Below are 22,942 nucleotides of genomic sequence, written 5' to 3' on the forward strand. Positions count from 1 at the left end.
AATATACCTCCATTGTTATATAAATAAGTTCCTTACAAATAAGAATTAGTTACGACGTAGATTACCTTAGCGATTTCCTCATCTGCATTTTGTAGGAGATGATTGTCAGCTGCTTCAAAATAAAGAGATTCACCAGCAGATGCAATATAGGTTTGCTTACCTAAAGTTAGGGTCACCTTACCTTGTAGAACATAGATGAAAGTCTCGGAAAGAGAAGGCTCAAATTGTTTAAATTGTCCACCCGGATCCAGTGAAATTAACACCGGTTCCATTTCATTTTCATTTGATTCTGAAATCAGCCAGTGGAGCTTGTACTTTTTTTCTTCGTCCAAGTAAACGGTCTGTTCTTCTGTTGGGTATACCACTTTCGTGCGTGATTGCTCGTCATCAAAAAAATCTTTTGGCTTGGAGCCAAGAACATTTAAAATCGAAAATAGTGTTTCTATAGAAGGAGAGTTTATATCTCTTTCTAATTGAGAGATAAATCCCTTGCTTAAGTCTGTTCTTTCGCCTAATTCTTCTTGAGTAAGACCTTTTTTTAAGCGTAACCTTTTTATTTTTTTCCCAATTTGCATATTTTTTAGGCTCCTTCGGAAATAAAACAGCATTATTTTCAAACAAAGTTTATTTTAACACAACTTAAAGTTTACTTTAACAATTTATTTGACGAATTTCAAAGTTTTTTTAAGCTAGATAAAGTGAAACTTCTAACAGTGGGGTTTTCTGATGGAAATTAGAACTCAGACAAATAACACCGCATCGTGAGGCGATGCCCGAGTGACACATATCCTGTTGGACTAAGGCACACGGGATGTGAATCACATAGATGAAGCCACATGACGTAGAGTTTTTCGTCTATGTTTTACGTTGAGCTTAGCAGCTGTTTGTTCTTAATTATTATTCTCGATTTTCTCCCCAAAATTGAGTTAACGGTATTTCAGCTTGTAAATCGGGATAAACGCTATTTTTGGTGTACGCATATAATAAATGAATGCTTAAAGAAAGAAGGGATATTTGCAGTGAAGCTACGTACCAAAATACCATCATTTCCGACTGATTCGAGATGGATAAATGGGCATATAAACAATGAAAAGTTAATAGGGGAAAAGCCTGTTGTCGTTTACTTTTGGTCAGTAAGCTGCTCTTTATGTGGAGGAGCATATAATTACATTAAACAGTGGAAAGGAAAATATGGGGAGACTTTTCAACTTGTAGGTATTCATATGCCAAGATCTAAAGAGGACTTACAGGAGAAGCGTATAAAAGAGGCAATAAAAAAAGGACAGATGGAAGATTACATTTATCTTGACCACGAGCTGATTGTAACTAAACAATTTCAAAATCGAATTGTTCCTTCTTTTTATTTGTTTGATAAAAAGGGATTATTACGTCATATACAATCGGGAGAAACAGGTATGATGATGTTAGAAAAAAGATTACTTATGCTGATGAATGAGAACAAATAATGACTAATAGATTTCGTATCTATAAACTGATTGGATGTGGTAAACTTACTGTATTAGATATGTAGGGGGCATTAAAATGCACAAAGAATTTGTTGTAGTCGGTTTAGGGAGATTCGGCGGTAGTATTGTTAGAGAACTTATTGATCAAGGAGCGGATGTTATGGCAATTGATATAGCATCCGAGCGAGTAGATGAGTATGCGACTATCGCTACGCAAGCAGTAGTAGCTGATACAACAGATGAAGCTGTGCTTAAATCACTTGGAATCCGAAACTTCGAGCATGTTATAGTTGCAATTGGTGATGATATTCAATCGAGTATTCTCACTACTTTAATGCTAAAAGAGATTGGTGTTAAAAAAATCACTGCTAAAGCACAAAATGACTATCATGAAAAAGTGCTACGGAAAATCGGTGCAGACCAAGTAGTACATCCTGAGAGAGATATGGGTATTCGTATTGCTAATAATATCTTGTCCAATAATGTGTTGGATTACTTGGAGCTTTCCGATGAACATTCTATTATGGAAATAATCGTGAATGAGAAAATAGCGAGTAAATCGCTTATTGATTTAGATATCCGAGCAAGATATGGTATCAATATTGTGGCAGTCAAACGTGGGAAAAATATCATTGTTTCTCCACAGGCGGATGAAAAACTAATACTTAATGATATTTTAATCATTATTGGAGCAGATGTAGATATTATTCGTTTTGAAAAAAAAGTATTATCATAAAAAACAGTATTCTTAAGAGGTTGTTTGTGACTATGGTCATGAATAGCCTCTTTTCATTGAACAACCAGTATTGACTCTTCTAACCATTTAAATTCTCTGTCGTTCAGCACTATTTTATGCTGCATGGATGGCTAAGTGGAAAGAAATCTAAACTAATAGTAACCATACTTTTACAGTTATCTGGACACATAATTATAATTCCTCGTGAAAGACTAAGTTTACGAGGAGGTGCAACATGCCCAAAAAACAAGTTAACAATAAAGAAGAGGCCCATCTAACCTGGTGGCAGTTATCTCTTATTGGGGTAGGATGTATAATAGGGACAGGATTTTTCTTAGCATCTAGCATAGCGATTCAAATGACTGGCCCCTCCGTAATATTGGCTTTTATTATGGCCGCCTGTGCTACTTATATAGTGTTCGAAGCACTTGCTAAAATGTCTGCAAATGATCCACAAAAAGGATCATTTAGGACATATGCTAAAAAGCTTATGGGCGATGGGCGGGCTTTAGTAGTGGGTGGGTTTACTGGTGTTCTGAAATTTTAATCATTGGCAGTCAATTGACAGCAATTTCTCTTTTGACTAAGCTTTGGTTTCCGAAGGTAGCTTTATGGATATTTGCTTTAATTTACGCAATTTGTGGATTACTTGTACTATTTATTGGAGCAAAAGCGTTTGGGAAATTGGAAAGTGTTTTCGCAGTAATGAAAATTGCTGCTATTTTTATGTTTATCGTCATTGCCATTTTGGCATTAACAGGGGTACTAGACGGCAGTCCAAAGGGAGATGTTCCTAGTAATTTAGAGGTTTTTTTCCCGAAAGGAATTTTAGGCTTTTGGAGTGCACTTTTATTTGCTTTTTATGCCCATGGTGGAATTGAAGTAATGGGAGTTATGGCAATTCATTTGAAAAAGAAAGAAGATGCTCCGAAGTCTGGTAAAGTCATGCTAGGCTTACTTGGTATAATATATATTACATCTCTTACTTTGGCATTATTATTAATGCCTTATACAAAGTTTAAGGAAGACAAGAGTCCATTTGTTACAGCTTTATCTGGTTTTAACCTAGACTTTTTCCCTCATGTGTTTACAGCTGCAATTATCATTGCCGGTTTTTCAACTATGTCTGCATCCCTTTTTTCAGTTACGACTATTCTTACAACCTTATCTGAAGAGGGTGATGCACCTGCAATATTTAGCAAGCAAACGAAAAAAAAATTTAAGATGCCGTTACCAGCAATAGCACTAACTTCAGTAGGTCTAATTCTTTCAATAGTAACTTCTTTATTATTACCAGAAAAAGTCTATCAGTATATAACTACAGCCGCCGCCTTGATGTTGCTTTATAATTGGCTGTTTATCTTATCTATGTACCAAAGGCTAGTTGAAGCAACAAAAGCAGATAAGATAAAAAGAATAATAGGAATTATCCTTGTATCAGCAGCTGTTAGTGGTGCACTCTTCCATACAACTAGTAGACCAGGTTTTTTTATCAGTCTAGGATTTCTATCAGTTATTGCCATCATAGTGTTATTTTTACGCAAGAGATGGAAAGAAGATGAGACTTAAAAAAGTAACTGGTAAGCTTGGATTCCAAAGTATATCCCAAAACCAAGCATTGAAAGAGATGATATGATGGAGATTATGATTAAAAACTTATTAGATAGGAATTTACGTGCCCCACTTGATAGGAAGGCCATAAAAGTATCCCATAATATTATTCCTGCAATAATTGCAAAGCTGTATAAAAAAAGTTGACTTTCCGTAAGTTTTTGAGAAGCTTCTGCTAGAACAGAACCAAATATACCTAACCAAAAAAGGATTGTTAATGGATTTAACAGAGATAGAAGGAATCCAGACGATAATGTTTGTCTTAGTCTAATCTTTTTCTCTTTGCGAAAGTTTAACTTTATTTTATGTAGAGAGAATATACTTTCTATTCCAGTATAAGTTAGTACAAAACAGCCAAAAGACCAAAGCAATATTTTGATATATGGAGAATCAATAAATTGACCAACACCGAAATAGACCAATACCATATACAAAATATCTGCTAATAACGCCCCAAATCCAAAAATCCATGCGTGGAAAAAACCGTTTTTAATACCTGTATTTAATTGTGCAGCATTGACTGGTCCTACTGGAGCTGCTAAGGAAAAACCTAAAAAAACATAAGCAAAGATAGAATTCATAATTGAGTCCCCCAAAGTAATGATATCTTTGTATGATATTCAGGAAGACGGGATTGTACAACTAAGCAAAGTAAAAGAAATCTCTTTATATTTTGTCATAAGAAAAACAGGGCTAAAAACGCCCGGTCCTCTCTGATCAGAAACCGAGCTATGTCGTTGATTGGGTGAAGAGTGGACACTTTCTGTGGACATGGCTTCGACCTCATGTTTTGCACCAACCAAGAGTTCATGTGACATTTTTATATACTTTTCTATCTTAATTAAAGAGAGTAAGCGCTCATTTTTATATTCTTAATAAAATCCCCTCAGAATCCATGGATTCTGAGGGGATTATTTTACACTTCCATAATGATTGGAAGTATCATTGGACGTCGTTTCGTCTTCTCATATAAATACGGACTTAGTACATCCGTAATTTCATTTTTCAATTCGGACCACTCTGTATCTTTACTTTGAATAGTATATCGTAAATGCTTGTTCAACATTTGTTGAGCCTCATTGATCATTGTTCCTGATTCACGCATATAAACGAATCCACGAGAAATAATATCAGGACCGGATACAATTTTTTTCTTTTCCATATCAGCACTTACGACAACAATAACTAATCCTTCTTCTGACAAGACACGGCGATCACGTAGAACAATATTACCTATATCACCAATACCACTTCCATCAATATATATATCACCAGAAGGGATGCGTCCAGCAACATGTGCTTCATTGGCACTTAAGGCTAGTACTTCGCCGTTTTCCATAATGAATGTATTATCCGGATCTACATCACAGTCTACGGCTAACTCAGTATGAATTTTCAACATACGATATTCTCCGTGGATCGGCATAAAGAACTTTGGCTTCATAAGGCGAAGCATAAGTTTATTCTCTTCTTGCGAACCATGACCGGAAGTATGAATATTGTTTAATGATCCGTGGATTACTTCAGCTCCTGCGCGGAATAGCAAGTTAATCGTACGATTGACACTCGCTCTATTTCCTGGGATTGGAGAAGAAGAAAATACTACTGTATCTCCAGGTTGAATCTGAATTTGTCGGTGTGTACCATTGGCAATACGTGATAATGCAGCCATCGGTTCCCCTTGACTACCTGTACAAAGGATCAATACTTCATTCGCCGGTAATCGATTCAATGCACTCGCATCCACAAAAGTTTCTTTTGGAGCAGTAATATAGCCAAGTTCACGACCGATTGTCATAGCATTATCCATGCTTCGACCAAATACAGCAATTTTACGACCATGAAGAACTGCTGCATCTGTTACTTGTTGAAGTCTATGAATATTAGAAGCAAAAGTAGCGAAGATTATACGACCATCTACTTTTCGGAAGATAGAATCCATGCTTTCTCCAACTTTACGTTCAGACATTGTAAAGTTCGGAATTTCGGCATTTGTACTATCCGATAGTAAGCATAAAACACCATCGCGACCAATTTCTGCCATTTTTGTCAAGTTCGCAGGTTCACCTACAGGTGTAAAGTCAAACTTAAAGTCACCAGTATGTACAATATTACCTGGTGGAGTTTTGACAACAATCCCAAAAGCATCAGGAATACTATGTGTTGTACGATAGAAACTTACTGAAGTTTTTCTAAATTTAATAATATCTTCTTCTTGAATAACAATCATTTTTGTTTGACGTAGTAAGCCGTGCTCTTCTAATTTATTTCGTAATAAACCAAGCGCTAGCTTTCCTCCGTAAACTGGTACATTAAGTTGTTTTAAAAGATAAGGAATACCACCAATATGATCTTCATGACCATGTGTAATAAATAAACCTTTAATCTTATCGACATTTTTCACTAAATAAGTGTAATCAGGAATTACATAATCTATGCCTAGTAAGTCATCCTCTGGAAACTTAATACCAGCATCGATTAAAATAATTTCATCTTGAAATTGAACGCCATATGTGTTTTTGCCGATTTCGCCTAGTCCGCCGAGGGCGAAAACCGCAGTTTGGTCATTTTTTACAAATTTCATATATTAAATCTTCTCTACTTTGTAATTCTCGCTTGCTTGTTCGTACTCTAAATGATTACCTTCAAGCAACTGAATTAATTCGATATTGTATTTGCGGTCTATTAAAAGTGCACGAACTTCGCGCTCATTTTCTGCCTCTACATATAAACATTGTGTGTTTTCGCGAACTGGTACTTCTAGTGCATTCTCTTGATAATAAACTTTAAAAATCATTTTATACTCTCCTTTTTCACGTTCAAAATAAATCAATTCTCTTTATATTATCACGACACTTATTTAAAATAAAGAAAAGCCCTCCAATTTAGAGGGCAAAAGTATTTATCCCGCGTTAACGGGCAGTATAACTTCCCCTTTTGCGCTTTGTCCATGGACTGAAGCGTAATTGAGAGATTAACTACCCGTAAACGCCCGAATGATTCAACTAACAATCAGCGGGGATGCCACCCGACAGATTGAAGTTTCATTTTTATGCAATCGTTTTGTTTCTGAGCATTCCACCGAGCCGTCTCAACAATTTCCTTTTCAGGCGTTTCAACATGGCTATTCACTCCTTATAGAGTATTATATACTGTAGGAATAGATGTGTAAAGGATTTAGACGGAAAAGTCAAATAATTTGTATTTGAGAATGGAGAAATTATTATGAAAAACAAAATTTTATTTTTTGATATTGATGGAACTATTTTAGATCACGACAAAAATATTCCAAATGGTGTGGAAGAAGCCCTTCAAAAAGCCAGAGATAACGGACATGAAATTGTTATTTCCACTGGACGTTCCCCTTTTACTGCTAAAACTGTATTAGATCGATTAAAAATAGATTCATTTGTTTGCTATAATGGACAAATTGTTCAGTTTAGAGGAAAGGTGCTACATAAAGGAATTCTTGCAAAGGAAGAGCTGACGCGTTTGACGGACTTTGCAAATGCTAGGAATCAACCATTGGTTTATATGGATAGTGATGAGATGGTTTCTAACTTCAAAGACCATCCCGATGTATTTGATAGTATTTTTACATTGAAGGTAGACTTGCCACGTTATGCAGAAGATTTCTTTTTAACCAATGATATTCATCAGGCACTAATCTTTTGCAGTTTTGAAGAGCAAAAAGAATATGAAGAAGCTTTTCCTAATTTGAAATTCGTCCGGTGGCATCGTGTTTCTTGTGATGTTCTTCCTAAGGGTGTTTCAAAAGCAAAAGGGATGGATCTTTTACTAAAGCATATTGGAAGAGGACCGGAAGATGCAGTTGCATTTGGAGACGGCTTAAATGATATTGAAATGCTTCAATTTGCTGGGACAAGTGTCGCTATGGGGAACTGTGTAGAAGAGTTAAAAGAACACGCCACTTTTGTTACGGATCATGTATCAGAGAGCGGACTAACTAATGCAATGAAAAAATTAAGTTTAATCTAAAGGAGTTTGTTTGATGTCCAAGAAGTTTGTCCTCATATTTGGGGATGCATTTGTCGACTATATTGCAGAAGACCAGAGTAATAGTCGATTTTCAAAGTTTTTAGGTGGAGCTACTGTTAATGTTGCTGCAGGTGTTGCTCGTCTCGGAGCAGCTTCCTCGTTTATAACCGTTACTGGGGAAAATGAAACCTCTGAATTTGTAAGAAATGAATTAATGGCTGAAGGTGTAGATTTATCTTTTTCACAAATTGTTCCGGAAAAAGAGGTAAGTGGAGTTTATGTTCACCTGTTGGAAAATAATGAACGTCATTTCGAACGTTATGTAGATGAGACACCTGATATCCAAGTGGACTTTTCCTCTATTAAAAGCGAGGCAATTGATCAGACATCAGTATTTCATTTCTGTTCAGGAACTCTATTTCATCCAACTGCTCTTATGACCACGAGAAAAATTGTTGAGAGTATGAACAAATCGAATGTTCTTATCTCCTTCGATGCTAATATTAGACCGTTACGTTGGAAGAGTGAAGAGATTTGTAAAGAAACTATTTGTTCTTTTTTTGATTTTGTAAATATATTAAAGTTAACCGAGGAAGAACTATTCTTTTTAACTAATACGACAACAATAGAAGATGGAATCGCACAGTTAAAGCCTTATAATATTGACGCAGTATTGATTACGATCGGTGCTGAAGGAACCTATGCAGTGATTAATGGGGAAGTCGAGCATGTTTCAGTAGAAAAAGTAATTCCCATAGATACAACCGGAGCTGGAGATGCTTTTGTCGCAGGTATTCTCTCTAAGATTTATTTGGAAGGGTACCCATCATCAATAGATGACTGGGTCAAGTATGTTTCGTTTGGCAATAAATTAGGTGGGATCTGTGCAACTAAATCTGGTGCATTATCTGCCATGCCGAGACTGATTGATTTGGAAAAATGAGTTTATCAATGGAAATCGCAAGGTCAGAGTGAAGAATCGCAATATAAAAAATATAAACCGCGACTAGAAACTCCAATTCAATACAAAAACGCCAGTTCTACACTTATAGGACTGGCGTTTTATGTATTGGTTTATTTTCGTTCATATGGAACAGAATCCGGAATAGGAGCGTATGGATTCTCTTTATTTATATGATCATAAAACATGATGCCATTTAAATGATCTAGTTCATGCTGAAAAGCTATAGCTGCTAGTCCTTTTAAACGTTTTTTGAAAGGAGTCCCGTCTGGGTAAAATCCTGTTGCAGTAATGCGCGCATATCTTGGGACATATCCTTCAATTACTTCATCAACAGACAAGCAACCCTCTCCAGCAGAAATATACGTTTTTTCAACAGAATGACTAATTATTTTAGGATTTACTGCCACAAAACTAACCTCTTCATTGTTTTCATCTTCTAAATGAAGAGCAAACATTCTTTTGTTAGCATTTACCTGTGGAGCTGCAATACCAATTCCTGGTCGTATTTTATATTTCTCTACCATTTCATCATCTTGACTGTTAATAACATATTCCAATAGCTCATTTGCTAGAGTTAAATCTTCTTCTGATAATGGGAAAGTTATTTCCTCAGTTTTTTTTCGTAAAGATGGATGACCATCTCTGACAATATTATTCATTAAAATCATTTTAATCGTCCTTTCAATGTTCATATATCTATTATAGCGAAATTTGACCATATACTAAACAAAAACAGCCTTTTTGTCAGTTGAAATTAATAGTTATTACAATTATAGTTGAATGGGTATAGGGGGTTCATTGATGAAAATAAGCAAATATATACTCATCTGCAGCATTATATTACTTCTTGCTGGCTGTAATTTTGGTGATTCGACAGAACAAAAGCTATCAACCATCTTATCAGAAATTTATGATCTGGAAGCCGATTATAGAGATGTACAAGAAGAATTAGCGGATACAGAGTCAAAAGAACAAGCAAACTTTCAACAGATGATGGAACTGACAAAAGATCAAAAAGAAGAACTTACGACAATGGTAGAAGATACTGCAACTCTATTAAAAACTAGATTAGCTTTAGTTGAAAAGGAAGCTGTCTCAATAAAATCAACTTCTGAAAGTATCAAACAAATAAGTTCACTTGTTTCTGAAACGAAAGAAGCTTCCGAAAAAGAAAGTCTAAAAGAAATAGAGACTTCTTTGAATGAGCGTATTAAAGCGTATGAAGAAGTTACGACTAACTATAATGAACTGGCTAATATGCAGCAGGAATTATACAAAATGTTAGTTGATGAATCTGCGGATGTAACTACAATACAAGAACAAGTTAAGGAAGTAAATTTGCATAACGAATTAGTTCAACAATCTGTCCAGAAGTTTAATGATGCAACTATCAGGGTAAATGAGGTTAAAGAAGAAGTGTTAACTTCGTTACAGAAAGATGCAAAATAAAAAAGCAGCTCTACGTAGAGCTGCTTTTTTATATAATTATAGTAATCTGATATAGTACAGACATAATTCGAGAGTGATACAGATTGTTAATATTACAATGTTCCGACAATTAAATTCGTTTATTTCATATGATTGACCCAAGATTTATTCTTGAGTATACTAATAATGAAATATTGTTGTACTACTATATTTAGATGAAAATTTTAATACAGAAGAAAAGGAGAGATGTAATAATGGCTGCAAACAAACAAGCGCAGTTAGACCCTATGAAAACGCTTCATGAAATTGAAGATAAGTTTGAAATGTTTCAAATTTTAAATGAAGACGGGGAAATTGTGAACGAACAAGCAAATCCTAACTTATCAGATGAGGAATTAGTAGAGTTGATGAGCCGTATGGTTTATACACGTATTTTAGATCAGCGTTCTATTTCTTTAAACAGACAAGGACGTTTAGGCTTTTACGCTCCAACGGCAGGTCAAGAAGCTTCTCAACTAGCATCTCAGTATGCGCTTGAAAAAGAGGATTTTATTCTACCAGGTTACCGTGATGTACCTCAAATTGTTTGGCATGGCTTACCATTATGGCAAGCATTTCTATTCTCGCGTGGGCATTTTATGGGGAACCAAATTCCTGAAGGTGTAAATGTTTTCCCACCTCAAATCATTATTGGTGCACAATTTATTCAAGCAGCAGGTGTAGCGCTTGGTATGCAAAAACGTGGTAAAAAAGCGATTACGATTACTTATACTGGTGATGGTGGATCATCGCAAGGTGATTTCTATGAAGGTATTAACTTTGCTGGAGCTTTCCGAGTACCAGCAGTGTTTATCGTACAGAACAATCAATACGCGATTTCTACACCTCGTGAACTACAAACATCGGCAAAAACAATAGCTCAAAAAGGTATTGCTGCTGGTATTCCTAGTGTACTTGTTGATGGTATGGATCCTTTAGCTGTTTATGCGGTAACAAAAGACGCTAGAGAACGTGCAATTAATGGAGAAGGACCAACACTAATTGAAACTATGTGTTACCGTTACGGTCCTCACACGATGGCAGGAGATGATCCGACTCGTTATCGTACTTCAGAAACTGATTCTGAGTGGGAAAAGAAAGATCCATTAGTTCGTTTCCGTAAATACTTAGAAACAAAAGGTATTTGGAGTGAAGAAAAAGAAGCAGAAGTAATTGAAAAAGCTAAAGAAGAAATTAAAGAAGCAGTTAAAAAAGCAGATGCAGCACCTAAACAAAAGGTAACTGATTTGATTAATATTATGTATGAAGAAAATCCATATAACTTAGATGAGCAATTAGCTTACTACACAGAGAAGGAGTCGAAGTAACCGATGGCACAAATGACGATGATTCAAGCAATTACGGACGCACTCCGTACTGAGCTTAAAAATGATGAAAACGTTTTAGTCTTCGGTGAAGACGTAGGCGTTAACGGTGGAGTTTTCCGCGCAACAGAAGGATTACAAAAAGAATTTGGAGAAGATCGTGTGTTTGATACACCTCTTGCAGAATCAGGTATTGGTGGTCTTGCAGTAGGTCTTTCACTACAAGGGTACCGTTCTGTTCCAGAAATCCAATTTTTTGGCTTTGTTTTTGAGGTCATGGATTCTATAGCTGGTCAGCTAGCTCGCATGCGTTTCCGTACTGGAGGAGCTTTTAATGCACCAGTAACTATCCGTTCTCCATTCGGTGGTGGTGTACATACACCGGAAATGCACGCAGATAGCTTAGAACTTCTTATGACTTCGACACCTGGTGTGAAAGTTGTTATTCCTTCCACTCCATACGATGCAAAAGGATTGCTAATCTCAGCAATTCGCGATAATGATCCAGTAATTTATTTGGAGCATATGAAATTATATCGTTCTTTCCGTGGCGAAGTTCCTGAAGAAGAATATACAATTCCTCTTGGGAAAGCTGATGTAAAACGTGAAGGATCAGATTTAACTATTATTGCATATGGTGCGATGGTACATGAAAGCTTAAAAGCTGCAGAAGAACTTGAAAAAGAAGGACATTCTGTAGAAGTAATCGATTTACGTACTGTGCAGCCATTAGATATTGAAACAATTATTGCTTCTGTAGAAAAAACAAGTCGCGCAATGGTTGTTCAAGAAGCGCAAAAGCAAGCTGGTATTGCAGCTAACGTTGTAGCAGAAATTACAGAACGTGCAATTTTAAGCTTAGAAGCACCTGTATTACGTGTAACTGCTCCTGATACTGTTTTCCCGTTCTCTCAAGCAGAAACGGTTTGGTTACCAAGTTCTAAGGATATAGTAGAAACAGCTAAAAAAGTTTTAACATTCTAATACAAAATCTGTTATAGAAAGGGTGAATACATTGTCATTTGAATTTCGATTACCAGATATAGGTGAAGGTATACATGAAGGTGAAATTGTTAAGTGGTTTGTAAAAGCAGGCGATGAGGTACAAGAAGACGATATTTTATGTGAAGTACAAAATGATAAGGCAGTTGTTGAGATTCCTTCTCCTGTAAAAGGGAAAGTTACGGAAGTTTTGGTAAGTGAAGGGACAGTATCTATTGTTGGAGATATACTAGTTAAGCTTGATGCACCTGGTTATGAAGACCTTAAATTTAAAGGCGATCATAGTGATGAGGACAAAGCAGAAGAAAAAACTGAAGCACAAGTTCAAGCAACTGCAGAAGATGGTCAAGTAGTAGACAAAGAAAAAGTAGAGACTCCGAACAAAAAAGAAGCTTCTACAGAAAACACTAACACAGCACCTAAGGAGCAACCAAAAGGCGATACACGTGTAATTGCTATGCCTTCTGTTCGCAAGTTTGCGCGTGAAAAAGATGTTAGCATTTCGGAAGTGACTGGTTCAGGTAAAAATGGTCGTGTCTTAAAAGAAGATATTGAAGCCTACTTATCCGGAGATCAGCCTTCAGCAGTGGAAGAAAAAGCTGAGACATCTACGGATGCAGAAGTTAAACAAACAGCTCAAACTTCAGCTCCAGTTTCATTTGAAGGAGAATTCCCTGAAACTAGAGAAAAGCTTTCACCAATGCGTAAAGCAATAGCAAAAGCAATGGTACATTCCAAACATACTGCTCCACATGTTACATTGATGGATGAAGTAGATGTAACTGAACTTGTTGCACACCGTAAAAAGTTCAAAGAAATTGCAGCTGAAAAAAATATCAAGTTAACATATTTACCATATGTAGTGAAAGCACTTGTAAGTACACTAAGAGAATTCCCAGCGTTAAACACATCTTATGATGACGATACAAACGAGGTTATCCAAAAACATTACTTCAATATTGGTATCGCAGCAGATACTGATAAAGGTTTATTAGTTCCAGTTATCAAAAATGCGGATCGTAAATCTGTTTTTGCAATATCAGATGAAATTAATGCACTTGCTGGAAAAGCACGTGATGGTAAACTTGCTGCAGCTGAAATGAAAGGTGCATCTTGTTCTATTACTAATATTGGATCAGCGGGCGGACAATGGTTTACTCCAGTTATAAATCATCCAGAGGTTGCTATTTTGGGAATTGGTCGAATTTCGGAGAAACCTGTAATAAAAAATAGTGAAATTGTGGCTGCACCTGTGTTAGCATTATCATTGAGCTTTGACCATCGAATGATCGATGGTGCGACTGCACAGCACGCTTTGAATCATATGAAACGTTTGCTTAGCAGTCCAGAACTATTATTAATGGAGGCGTAAAAAATGGTAGTAGGAGATTTCCCAATCGAAACAGATACACTTGTAATAGGTTCAGGCCCTGGGGGATATGTTGCAGCTATTCGCGCAGCACAAACAGGACAAAAAGTTGTAGTTGTGGAAAAAGAACATATCGGAGGAGTTTGCTTAAACGTAGGATGTATTCCTTCTAAAGCGTTAATCTCTGTTGGTCACCGTTTTGAACAAGCAAAACACGCTGATGATATGGGAATTACAGCTACAGATGTAAAAATCGATTTTTCTAAATCACAAGCTTTCAAAGACAGTGTAGTGAAAAAATTAACTAGCGGTGTTTCTGGATTGTTAAAAGGAAACAACGTAGAAGTAGTTATGGGTGAAGCGTATTTCGTTGATGCTAACACTGTTCGCGTAATGGATGAAAAATCGGCGCAAACATATACATTTAAAAATGCAATTATCGCAACAGGGTCACGCCCTGTGGAAATTCCAACTTTTAAATACTCTAAACGTGTATTGAACTCTACTAGTGCATTAAGTCTACCTGAGATTCCAGAGAACTTAGTTGTAATTGGTGGTGGATATATCGGTACTGAACTTGGTTCTGCTTTTGCTAACTTAGGTTCAAAAGTTACAATTGTTGAAGGTGGCGATGATATTCTAGCTGGCTTCGAAAAACAAATGACAACAATTGTTAAAAAAGGATTGAAGAAAAAAGGCGTTGAGATAGCAGTTAAAGCATCTGCTAAAGGTGTAGAAGAGTCGGATAATGGCGTAGTAGTAACTTATGAAGTTGGTGGAGAAGAGAAAAAAGTCGAAGCTGACTATGTTTTAGTTACTGTAGGTCGTCGTCCTAATACGGATGAGATGGGTCTTGAAGAAATTGGTCTTAAATTCGCTGAGCGTGGATTATTAGAAGTAGACAAACAGTGTCGTACAAACATTTCTAATATCTATGCTATTGGTGACATTGTTGCTGGTCCTCAACTTGCTCATAAAGCATCTTACGAAGGGAAAGTAGCTGCAGAAGCAATCGCTGGTCAAACATCTGTTGTGGATTACTTAGCAATTCCTGCTGTTTGCTTTACTGATCCAGAGATGGCTACTGTTGGTCTTAATGAAGCACAAGCAAAAGAGCAAGGGTATGACGTTGCTGCTGGAAAATTCCCATTCGGAGCTAACGGTCGTGCACTAGCATTGAATGCTACTGAAGGTTTCGTTAAACTAGTTTCTCGTAAAGAAGATGGTTTATTACTTGGAGCTCAAATCGTTGGTCAAGGAGCTTCAGATATGATTGCTGAACTTGGTTTAGCTATCGAAGCAGGAATGACTGTAGAAGATATTGCAATGACTATTCATGCTCACCCAACATTAGGTGAAATTGCTATGGAAGCGGCAGAAGTCGTTATGGGTCATCCAATTCATATTCTTTCTAAATAATTTACCATTTAGGTTAAAAATAGACTTGTTCGCTTTTGCGACAAGTCTATTTTTTGGTTCTATAATTTATAACGTTAGTGAAAAAAATCACCTTCACCAGATTATTGGTGAAGGTGATGGAACTGCACTAACTATTTTAAATAGAAAACAAGTGAAGCTCCCCGTAGAATTAAAGTCGTCGAAAACCATCATCTTGGAAGGAACCCACTTGTCAAGTACTAATGATATTAGAATGCTAAATCACTTTAAATTCAAGCCAGTTGAATCTGATTTAAGACAACTACACTTAGAAGTAGCCTAGTCTGCCTTTTTAGGTTATAAGTTTTCACCCGATTTAAAGTACAATTTAGGTTTCTTGGAGTAAAAGATGTCGACTCCTGCGGGAACAGCGCGAGCTGAAGACCCCACAGGAGCGCGGTTTTCGCGACGAGGAGGCTGAATCCGTGCCCGCGGAAAGCGCCATCTGGAACGGAAAGAAACAGGGTATTCGATTCACTATAAAAAAAGACTGATTAGAAAGCCAGTTTCTCTGACATTCTAATCAGCCTTAATATAATTCAATGTTCACCAGCGTTATTTGACAAAGAACCTTTTTTATAAGCGTTTAGCGGGGAGAGAAATGAGTGTAAATTTATTGCAATTAATTGAAACTTACTAAATAGATTTACGTACAAATACTATTAACTAGAGTTAAAGGATGAGTGTAAGTGGATGTTTTCATAGAATTAAAGAATGTAACCAAGAAATTCAAAAACATTTCAGTACTGGAGGGGGTGTCCCTTTCTATTCCTTCCAGGGAGATTACGGCTATTGTTGGAAAAAACGGGTCAGGAAAGAGTACGTTATTGAAAATGATTGGAGGGTTAACGAAGCCAGATAGTGGCCAAATCATTTTTCAAAATGGAGAGCCGGTCCGCATTGGTTACGTACCAGAGGTGACTCCTGTGGTTATTCCATTTACTCCGAGAGAGTATCTGACATACATGGGGAAAATTAGAGGTCTGCCGATAGAGTGGCTGCAAAAACAGATTAACAGCTTGTTGGAAATATTTCATATGGAAGAAAACCAAAACACCCGAATAGAGCATTTTTCTAAGGGGATGAAACAAAAGGTAATTATTATGCAGGCAATGCTCGAAGAAACTGATCTACTGATTATGGATGAGCCGCTTTCTGGTCTCGATTTAAAGGCACAAATAGAATTCGAGAGACTGTTAATCTCATTAAAGGAAAGGGATATTAGTGTTATTTTAACCTGTCATGAGACAAGGTTGCTTGAAAAGGTAGTAGACCGCATCCTAGTCATCCACCAATGCCAAATCACCTATACTAGAAATCAACATATACAAGATGAGCCCATGAACAGGATAGTCTTTGAACTGTCAAACACCGTATCACTCAATCTGTTAAGAGAGAAAGTAACCATCGAGAAAGAGAAAGAAACCAGCTCAGGACATAGGTTGATAGAACTGAGTGTAAGTAAAGAACAAACGAATAAAATTGTAAGAGAATTTCTGGATCGAGGGGCCACAATCCAGCTTTTAGCGCCTTTAGAAGGGGAAAATGATTTTTATGACAGTTTTAAAAAAGGGGTCGAAATACAATAATGAAGGGCTTGTTACACTACCAATTTGCTAATTATATACGAACACACAAATACGTTCCCCCCGTATCAGTTTTTATCATGATTCTCATCATCAATTATACTTTCATACCTAATCCTATATTAGATAGCTATTCATTTACGTCATTAGTGTTGTTTTTTATTATGGGTTGGGTCACAATCACGATTTTGCATGCAGAGGATCAAGGTCTACAACAACTTACTATCTTACATGCAAAAAATAAAAGTGGATATTATCTAGCTCTCGTGATTAATTGTGCATTTGTCGGTCTGATACTAAGCATTGTAGCAGTGGTGTATCCTATCGTTTTTCATGTCTTTAAGCCTGGACTCCTTACCATCCATATTGTCATCGGGTTTTTGGCGCATTTTAGTTTAGCCATTCTTTCGATTGCGCTGTCCTTATTTTTCACGAGGGAACTTGTAAAAAGCAATGTAAATTCTTGGTGGGGTGTTATTAGTATATTGGTTGTTTCCTTGGCTCTTGCAGTGGCGAAAGCAGATATTCTAAAAGTAAAAATACTAACCTGGCTTCTACCACCACTACGTTATTCCCTGGAAATTATGAGTGTGGGAGATAAGATTACCTTTGTCCCTTTATTGGTTTACGCTCAGTTTGCCTGGATCTTTATTTACAGCCTAATTTTGATTACGATTTTTATAGTTGTGGTCTCAAAAAGTAGAAAACTCTAAATGAAAACTATCATTAGAAAAGTATGTAGTTATTTAACCATGGACGACTTACTTTGGTGTCATTCCTAGTTTCGGAGGTAATAGAAATTTTAAGACAATTCTATATAGATTGGTTTTACAATACATGAGATAGTCAGATCTTTTCTTATTGAATTCAAATGAAAATATAAAACGCTCAAAATTTTTACAATTTACATAACAAAACAGAATTGGAAGAAGTATTTTCTTAAATGTATCTTCAAATATTTTTGTAATCAATTTTCCTTTATCATATGATTTAGTTAAGTAAACTAAAGAACTAGGGGATTTATAAGTGGAAAAAGAAAAAGTTTCTACAGAAATGAAAAAAGAAAAATCAAGTTTGTATAAACTTGGAATAGGACTTTTGATCCTCTCACTTTCAATGTGGCTAATTCCGATTATCACGCCATTTACTTCACTTCCAACTAAAGTAAAAGCTGTTACCATAACAATTAGCATAATAATAGCTGAAGTTATGTTTTGGATAGGTGCTTTACTTGTTGGAAAAGAAGTAGCTGCAAAATTTAAAAGCTACTTAAATCCAAAAAAATGGCGGAAAAAAAGTGAGTTACAAAGATGTGAAAAATATAGCAAATTAGATCAATCAAACGATTGAAGACTTATGGATTATACTCGAGAAAAGAGAAAAAGATTATTTTATTTTAAAAATAAATGACCAACAATATGTATTGTTAAATTTAATTATTAGACGGCCATTTACTTCACCTACAGAACTGGCTGAAAAAATGGGCGTTACGAAAAGTGCGGTCAGTCAACAGTTAGCAAAACTTGAAAAGGAAGACTATATAACTAGAAAACAACATGTAGAGGACAAGCGTACATTTTCAATTGAATTGGGCAAAAGGGTTGCTTTATAAAAAAGAAATGGAAGCATTTCATTAATAAGTTTCTGATAAATATCATGAGAGTTTGTCATCTGTAGAATTGACAAATAAGTTATTAATGCTTCAAAAGCTACGAGAAATATTTGAGTATCTGTGATGATTATTAAGAATTTGTTATTGTTTTTTTTACATTTCGTCAAGAGTTTTTAGAAAGTCGGAGTTAGTACTAATATTTCAGTAGTTTATAAGAAAGTGAAGATTGTGAAGTGATGTACTTAAATTTACTTGTGCTTATGGGCGATCTTAGTTCTGGTCGAATAAGGATTAACTATTCTCTCGTTGCGATTTTTGAAGAACTAATTGCAAGATTAGCCTTTAGGCATAGAAATATACCCTACTAACTATCTCTTCTGCCTGTTAAAATAAAGAGGAAGGGACAGGGTGATTATATTGAAACTTACAACTTGGATAATACCAGCAATTATGTTACTTGGACTTTCTGCTTGTGGTATTGCAGATGAAAAGCTTGAAGTAGGAAAGGAAACGGAAGAGACAACCCCAGTATCTCAGGAGCCTGTTGTAGAAGAAATGAATGAGGATGAGGTAGTAGAGGAGGAAGTTGCTATTAAGGAACCCGAATCGCTATACGAATTAAACGAGGCAAACTGGACATTCCAGCCAATTGGAGCTGCGAATCCAAAAGCGGTTTTGCTTACAATTGATGATGCTCCTGAAAAATATGCAGTAGAAATGGCAAAAACTTTGAAAGAGTTAAATGCACCTGCTATCTTTTTCGTAAATGGACATTTTATAGATACAGATGAAGAAAAAGCCAATTTAAAAGCTATTTATGATATGGGTTTTTCAATCGGAAATCACACACAAACCCATGCTAATTTAAAAGAGAGTTCTGAGGACCAACAAAAGGAAGAAATTATAAAAGTAAATGAAACCGTAGAAGCAGTAATTGGTGAAAAGCCTAAGTTCTTCCGTGCACCTTTTGGAGTTAATACAGACTTTAGTAGATCTCTTGTCCTACAAGAAGGTATGCTTTTAATGAATTGGACATATGGATATGATTGGGAAAAACAATATCGTACTGCTGAAAGTTTGACTGATATTATGGTGAACACTGAATATTTAACAGATGGCGCAAATTTATTAATGCATGATCGTGAATGGACTGCAGAGGCTTTGCAGGGTATTGTAGAGGGGCTGCGTGCAAAAGGTTATGATCTGATTGATCCAAAAACAATTAAAGGAATACAATAATTTAAACACCTTTGGATATTCCAAAGGTGTTTTTAAAGAGAGTGTACAATTTTGTATCTTGTATTCTGTTTAATGAAAATCATTAAATCGATAGTCTTCAATAGTACTACAATTAGTTGAACTTACTGTAATAAAAAACATCCTATTATCAACTTAGTATTTCTACAGGACATGGTATAAAGAATATATTTTTTTTACATACCATTTTTTCGGAGGTGATAGCTTTATGGTAGATTCTTTAAAGTGCATATATGGTTAAAATTATTCGGATTGTGCTTCAGGTAATTATTTTGTATCTTTTTTCGCTTATCGGATCTTGGATTGTACAAAGTCTCTCCCTTCAATTTCCTGGAAGTATTATTGGACTGTTCTTACTTTTTAGTTGTTTATATTTTAAAATAATACCGGTTGATCTTATAAAGGATGGAGCAGGTTTTTTATTAACCTTTTTGGCGCTATTTTTTATACCAGCTACTATTGGAATTATGGATTATCCAGAGTTCTTATCTTGGGCTGGTTTAGGAATGGTTGTATCAATTGTCATTAGTACAATAATAACCATCATAATAACCGGAGTTTTTTGTCAGTATGTTGAAGGGAAGTCAATAAAAAAGGAGCAGATTGAATGATTGCAATTATGATGGTAATCGGAACAATTGTGCTTTTTTATGTAATGTCTATCGTTTATAAGAGATTTACATACCCGCTATTGATCCCTATTTTTTCTACAACAGTACTGATTGTGATAATTTTATTAGTAAGTAAAATACCCTATGATACATATATGTCGGGGGGAAAGTGGATAAATGAATTATTAGGACCAGCTGTTGTCAGTATGGCCTATCCCCTATATATTCACCGAGAGAAAATTTACAACTATAAAGTTCCAATACTCCTGAGTGTATTGATTGCTTTGTTTTCAGGTTTAATCAGTATTACTATTTTATCTAAGCTATTGTCATTTGATGAACATGTTCTATTGTCATTATTACCGAAATCGATTACCTCTCCGGTTGCTATTCCAATTAGTGAGGCAATAGGAGGTATCCCAACATTAACAGCTGTTTTCGTTATTTTTGCAGGCTTAGTTGGAGCTATACTTGGCCCCACTATCTTGAGGGTTTTTCGCATCGATAATGCGATAAGTAGAGGGATATCAATGGGAAGTGCCTCTCACGGTATTGGTGTTTCAAAACTAGGGGAGTATGGGGAGGAAACATTAACAATGGGCTCTGTTTCTATGACTTTAAGTGCAATATTAGGGTCATTTGTTTGCCCGTTATTTACTCTATTAATCTAATTTAAAAACATCATCCCAAATAGCTTAATATTTTTGTGCAATATAAAAAAGGAACTCATCAAAATGAGTTCCTCAGATTGTAGACAAAAGGCATTCAGAATGGCCACATTCTGAATGCTTTTTTCAAATTTTATTGATTTTTGGTTATTTAAAGCCTAATTTGATAGGCAAAATACTATCCGAGTATCTTCTTTTATGCCATTTGTGGACTTTGCCAAGTCCAATTGGCAAGTTTCTTTAAATTCATGGCAGTAAAAGTTAGCATCGCCTGCATGGACAATTTTTTAATCCCACGTAGGGTTGTCCATCGCATACCATTCTTTTCTTTCGCATCGGCAAAGACACGTTCAATCGTTTCTTTACGTCTCGCATATATTTGTTTGATTTCGTTCTGATGACGAAGGTGGTCCGCTTCCTCAACATACTCTGCCCAAATATGCCGTTCTATTATCTTTCGTTGGTCTTTACTACTCGTACATTGTGCTAATAAAAGACACTTTGCACACTGAGTTGGATCAGACTTATATTGACGTTTCCCTTCCTTAGTAGTTGTTGCATAAGATAAAGTTTGCCCTAGCGGACAAAGATAGCAATCGTAGTACTCATCATACACGTATTCATTTTTACGCATTAATCCTTCTTTTGTTTTCGGACGTGTATATGGAAGTGCCGATTTAATATCATTTTCAAACAAGAATTTCGTAATCGCAGGTGTTTTATACGCAGCATCCGCAGCAACAGCAAGAGGCTTTTTCACTTTTTTCATTACCTTTTCGACGAGCGGTTGAAGCATATGACTATCATGAACATTACCAGGTGTTACAATCGTTCCGAGAATAAATCCATAGCGATCAGCTGCAGCATGAAATGAGTAAGCAAACTGCTTTGTTCGTTCATCTTTTACGTAGTAACCACTCTCTGAATCTGTTGTACTTTCTTTGATTTCCTTCGTTTCCTCTTTCTCAAATTTCTCTGGAGGAAAAGGTTTTTTTCCGTGGTCGATACGATCTAAATTTAATTCTTCTTGTAACTTTGCCTCATATGCACGAGTCTCTTTATGGACGATTTTCTTTTCGAATTTGCGTTTATTCGCACACGCTTAGACGTGAGTAGAATCAATGAAAACATGATCAGCACTCAACAATCCCTTATCAGCAATTTCCTTGAGAATTTGATAGAAAATCAGTTCAAAGATATCTGAGTCTTGGAAACGGCGAACATAGTTTTTACCGAAAGTTGAAAAGTGTGATACTTCTGTATGGAAACCAAACCCTAAAAACCAACGATATGCCACATTCGTCTCAATTTCCTTTATGGTTTGACGCATTGAAAGAATTCCAAATAAGTACTGAACAAAAGTCATTTTAAATAGAACAACCGGGTCAATACTTGGTCTACCGAAGGTAGAACACAGAGGTTCAACTAATGGATATATGAATGAAAAATCTATGGTAGCTTCAAGCTTTCGTACAAGATGATTCTTGTGGTATAAGTTCATCAATAGTAATCATCTCTATTTGATCGCGTTCAACGTTTTGATTTTTAGTCATCATATCCATTCACCTCAATGTTTATTTAGTAGGTAGTTGATTGTAGTGTAGGCGGCGACTCCTGCGGGAACAGCCCGAGTCTCGAGACCCCGCAGGAGCTTGCGACGAGGAGACTTGAGCCGGGCCCGCGGAAAGCGTCCGCCGAAACGAAAATCAACTAACCCTAATACGAAAAATACTAATTCTATTTTAAAAGAAAAAAGACTGTAGATAAACTCTAAATTTCTCGAGTTTGTCTACAGTCTGAGGAACTCATCAAAATGAGTTCCTATTAAATTT

At 36.0% G+C, this 22,942-nt stretch carries 20 protein-coding genes and 3 pseudogenes; 17 read left to right on the forward strand and 6 right to left on the reverse strand.

The annotated features are described in order from the left end of the window. Window positions 1–32: 32 nt before the first annotated feature. The gene (locus MKY29_RS06100; RefSeq protein ID WP_241596143.1) at window positions 33–575 is read right to left on the reverse strand and encodes a helix-turn-helix domain-containing protein; all 543 of its coding nucleotides are present in this window, start codon (window positions 573–575) and stop codon (window positions 33–35) included. A gap of 282 nt (window positions 576–857) precedes the next feature. Between MKY29_RS06100 and MKY29_RS06105 the strand changes: the two genes are divergently transcribed. The 3 genes and pseudogenes from MKY29_RS06105 (at window position 858) to MKY29_RS06115 (ending at window position 3,771) form a co-directional block, all read left to right on the forward strand. After that, window positions 858–1,466, forward strand: a complete 609-nt coding sequence (locus tag MKY29_RS06105) for a TlpA family protein disulfide reductase (protein WP_093494349.1) — start codon at window positions 858–860, stop codon at window positions 1,464–1,466. 76 nt (window positions 1,467–1,542) lie between these two features. Further along, entirely contained in the window at window positions 1,543–2,202 is a 660-nt protein-coding gene (locus MKY29_RS06110) for a potassium channel family protein (protein WP_093494350.1), read from the forward strand. A gap of 235 nt (window positions 2,203–2,437) precedes the next feature. Then, window positions 2,438–3,771, forward strand: a pseudogene (locus MKY29_RS06115) (amino acid permease). Here MKY29_RS06115 and MKY29_RS06120 read toward each other — a convergent pair. From MKY29_RS06120 to MKY29_RS06130, 3 genes are all read right to left on the reverse strand, one after another. Then, window positions 3,768–4,394: a LysE family transporter gene (locus tag MKY29_RS06120; protein WP_340879315.1), complete on the reverse strand. Its 627-nt coding sequence runs from the start codon at window positions 4,392–4,394 to the stop codon at window positions 3,768–3,770. The pseudogene MKY29_RS06115 and the gene MKY29_RS06120 sit on opposite strands and share 4 nt — an antisense overlap. A gap of 335 nt (window positions 4,395–4,729) precedes the next feature. Further along, window positions 4,730–6,397 carry a ribonuclease J1 gene (rnjA, locus tag MKY29_RS06125; RefSeq protein WP_093494353.1) on the reverse strand — a complete coding sequence of 556 codons (1,668 nt, stop codon included), beginning with the start codon at window positions 6,395–6,397 and terminating at the stop codon, window positions 4,730–4,732. Between the two features lie 3 nt (window positions 6,398–6,400). After that, entirely contained in the window at window positions 6,401–6,610 is a 210-nt protein-coding gene (locus MKY29_RS06130) for a DNA-dependent RNA polymerase subunit epsilon (RefSeq protein ID WP_090563028.1), read from the reverse strand. Window positions 6,611–7,038: 428 nt separating this feature from the next. Here MKY29_RS06130 and MKY29_RS06135 point away from each other — a divergent pair, with 428 nt between their 5' ends. Both MKY29_RS06135 and MKY29_RS06140 read left to right on the forward strand, forming a co-directional pair. Further along, the gene (locus tag MKY29_RS06135) at window positions 7,039–7,812 is read left to right on the forward strand and encodes a Cof-type HAD-IIB family hydrolase (RefSeq protein ID WP_241596137.1); all 774 of its coding nucleotides are present in this window, start codon (window positions 7,039–7,041) and stop codon (window positions 7,810–7,812) included. Window positions 7,813–7,825: 13 nt separating this feature from the next. Continuing rightward, the gene (locus MKY29_RS06140; protein ID WP_093494355.1) at window positions 7,826–8,755 is read left to right on the forward strand and encodes a carbohydrate kinase family protein; all 930 of its coding nucleotides are present in this window, start codon (window positions 7,826–7,828) and stop codon (window positions 8,753–8,755) included. Between the two features lie 131 nt (window positions 8,756–8,886). Here MKY29_RS06140 and def read toward each other — a convergent pair whose 3' ends face one another. Continuing rightward, window positions 8,887–9,444: a peptide deformylase gene (gene def, locus MKY29_RS06145; RefSeq protein WP_090563020.1), complete on the reverse strand. Its 558-nt coding sequence runs from the start codon at window positions 9,442–9,444 to the stop codon at window positions 8,887–8,889. Between the two features lie 133 nt (window positions 9,445–9,577). Here def and MKY29_RS06150 point away from each other — a divergent pair, with 133 nt between their 5' ends. From MKY29_RS06150 to MKY29_RS06205, 12 genes and pseudogenes are all read left to right on the forward strand, one after another. Next, window positions 9,578–10,225 carry a YkyA family protein gene (locus MKY29_RS06150; protein ID WP_340879316.1) on the forward strand — a complete coding sequence of 216 codons (648 nt, stop codon included), beginning with the start codon at window positions 9,578–9,580 and terminating at the stop codon, window positions 10,223–10,225. Between the two features lie 233 nt (window positions 10,226–10,458). Continuing rightward, the gene (pdhA, locus tag MKY29_RS06155) at window positions 10,459–11,571 is read left to right on the forward strand and encodes a pyruvate dehydrogenase (acetyl-transferring) E1 component subunit alpha (protein WP_269921400.1); all 1,113 of its coding nucleotides are present in this window, start codon (window positions 10,459–10,461) and stop codon (window positions 11,569–11,571) included. Window positions 11,572–11,574: 3 nt separating this feature from the next. Then, window positions 11,575–12,552: an alpha-ketoacid dehydrogenase subunit beta gene (locus MKY29_RS06160; protein ID WP_090563011.1), complete on the forward strand. Its 978-nt coding sequence runs from the start codon at window positions 11,575–11,577 to the stop codon at window positions 12,550–12,552. 31 nt (window positions 12,553–12,583) lie between these two features. Continuing rightward, complete coding sequence (locus tag MKY29_RS06165; RefSeq protein WP_340879317.1) at window positions 12,584–13,942, forward strand: dihydrolipoamide acetyltransferase family protein; 1,359 nt, start codon at window positions 12,584–12,586, stop codon at window positions 13,940–13,942. Between the two features lie 3 nt (window positions 13,943–13,945). Next, window positions 13,946–15,358, forward strand: a complete 1,413-nt coding sequence (gene lpdA / locus MKY29_RS06170) for a dihydrolipoyl dehydrogenase (RefSeq protein ID WP_090563005.1) — start codon at window positions 13,946–13,948, stop codon at window positions 15,356–15,358. A gap of 707 nt (window positions 15,359–16,065) precedes the next feature. Beyond that, the gene (locus tag MKY29_RS06175; protein ID WP_340879319.1) at window positions 16,066–16,965 is read left to right on the forward strand and encodes an ABC transporter ATP-binding protein; all 900 of its coding nucleotides are present in this window, start codon (window positions 16,066–16,068) and stop codon (window positions 16,963–16,965) included. 77 nt (window positions 16,966–17,042) lie between these two features. After that, a complete protein-coding gene (locus MKY29_RS06180) occupies window positions 17,043–17,675 on the forward strand; it encodes an ABC transporter permease (protein WP_340879320.1) in 633 nt (210 codons plus the stop codon). Between the two features lie 313 nt (window positions 17,676–17,988). Continuing rightward, window positions 17,989–18,312 (forward strand): transporter suffix domain-containing protein, encoded by a 324-nt coding sequence (locus MKY29_RS06185; protein ID WP_340879321.1) that lies wholly within the window; start codon window positions 17,989–17,991, stop codon window positions 18,310–18,312. Then, window positions 18,296–18,698 (forward strand): annotated as a pseudogene (locus MKY29_RS06190) (MarR family transcriptional regulator). Before MKY29_RS06185 ends, MKY29_RS06190 begins: the two are co-directional and overlap by 17 nt. A gap of 293 nt (window positions 18,699–18,991) precedes the next feature. Beyond that, window positions 18,992–19,813, forward strand: coding sequence for a polysaccharide deacetylase family protein (locus MKY29_RS06195; protein ID WP_445677890.1), 822 nt, complete (start codon window positions 18,992–18,994; stop codon window positions 19,811–19,813). A gap of 251 nt (window positions 19,814–20,064) precedes the next feature. Then, window positions 20,065–20,442 carry a CidA/LrgA family holin-like protein gene (locus MKY29_RS06200; protein ID WP_090562993.1) on the forward strand — a complete coding sequence of 126 codons (378 nt, stop codon included), beginning with the start codon at window positions 20,065–20,067 and terminating at the stop codon, window positions 20,440–20,442. Next, entirely contained in the window at window positions 20,439–21,113 is a 675-nt protein-coding gene (locus tag MKY29_RS06205) for an LrgB family protein (protein ID WP_340879323.1), read from the forward strand. The genes MKY29_RS06200 and MKY29_RS06205 overlap by 4 nt, the downstream gene beginning before the upstream one ends. Window positions 21,114–21,306: 193 nt before the next feature. Here MKY29_RS06205 and MKY29_RS06210 read toward each other — a convergent pair. After that, window positions 21,307–22,666: pseudogene (locus MKY29_RS06210) on the reverse strand (IS1182 family transposase). Window positions 22,667–22,942: the final 276 nt, after the last annotated feature.

This window comes from Psychrobacillus sp. FSL K6-2365 (genome assembly GCF_038003165.1).
GTDB classification, from domain to species: domain Bacteria; phylum Bacillota; class Bacilli; order Bacillales_A; family Planococcaceae; genus Psychrobacillus; species Psychrobacillus psychrodurans.

Excerpts from the sequence above, each read along its gene's own strand:
- MKY29_RS06100 (WP_241596143.1), bottom strand. The coding sequence starts at position 575 with ATGCAAATTGGGAAAAAAATAAAAAGGTTACGCTTAAAAAAAGGTCTT.
- MKY29_RS06105 (WP_093494349.1), top strand. The coding sequence starts at position 858 with ATGTTTTACGTTGAGCTTAGCAGCTGTTTGTTCTTAATTATTATTCTC.
- MKY29_RS06110 (WP_093494350.1), top strand. The coding sequence starts at position 1,543 with ATGCACAAAGAATTTGTTGTAGTCGGTTTAGGGAGATTCGGCGGTAGT.
- MKY29_RS06120 (WP_340879315.1), bottom strand. The coding sequence starts at position 4,394 with ATGAATTCTATCTTTGCTTATGTTTTTTTAGGTTTTTCCTTAGCAGCT.
- rnjA (WP_093494353.1), bottom strand. The coding sequence starts at position 6,397 with ATGAAATTTGTAAAAAATGACCAAACTGCGGTTTTCGCCCTCGGCGGA.
- MKY29_RS06130 (WP_090563028.1), bottom strand. The coding sequence starts at position 6,610 with ATGATTTTTAAAGTTTATTATCAAGAGAATGCACTAGAAGTACCAGTT.
- MKY29_RS06135 (WP_241596137.1), top strand. The coding sequence starts at position 7,039 with ATGAAAAACAAAATTTTATTTTTTGATATTGATGGAACTATTTTAGAT.
- MKY29_RS06140 (WP_093494355.1), top strand. The coding sequence starts at position 7,826 with ATGTCCAAGAAGTTTGTCCTCATATTTGGGGATGCATTTGTCGACTAT.
- def (WP_090563020.1), bottom strand. The coding sequence starts at position 9,444 with ATGATTTTAATGAATAATATTGTCAGAGATGGTCATCCATCTTTACGA.
- MKY29_RS06150 (WP_340879316.1), top strand. The coding sequence starts at position 9,578 with ATGAAAATAAGCAAATATATACTCATCTGCAGCATTATATTACTTCTT.
- pdhA (WP_269921400.1), top strand. The coding sequence starts at position 10,459 with ATGGCTGCAAACAAACAAGCGCAGTTAGACCCTATGAAAACGCTTCAT.
- MKY29_RS06160 (WP_090563011.1), top strand. The coding sequence starts at position 11,575 with ATGGCACAAATGACGATGATTCAAGCAATTACGGACGCACTCCGTACT.
- lpdA (WP_090563005.1), top strand. The coding sequence starts at position 13,946 with ATGGTAGTAGGAGATTTCCCAATCGAAACAGATACACTTGTAATAGGT.
- MKY29_RS06180 (WP_340879320.1), top strand. The coding sequence starts at position 17,043 with ATGATTCTCATCATCAATTATACTTTCATACCTAATCCTATATTAGAT.
- MKY29_RS06200 (WP_090562993.1), top strand. The coding sequence starts at position 20,065 with ATGGTTAAAATTATTCGGATTGTGCTTCAGGTAATTATTTTGTATCTT.
- MKY29_RS06205 (WP_340879323.1), top strand. The coding sequence starts at position 20,439 with ATGATTGCAATTATGATGGTAATCGGAACAATTGTGCTTTTTTATGTA.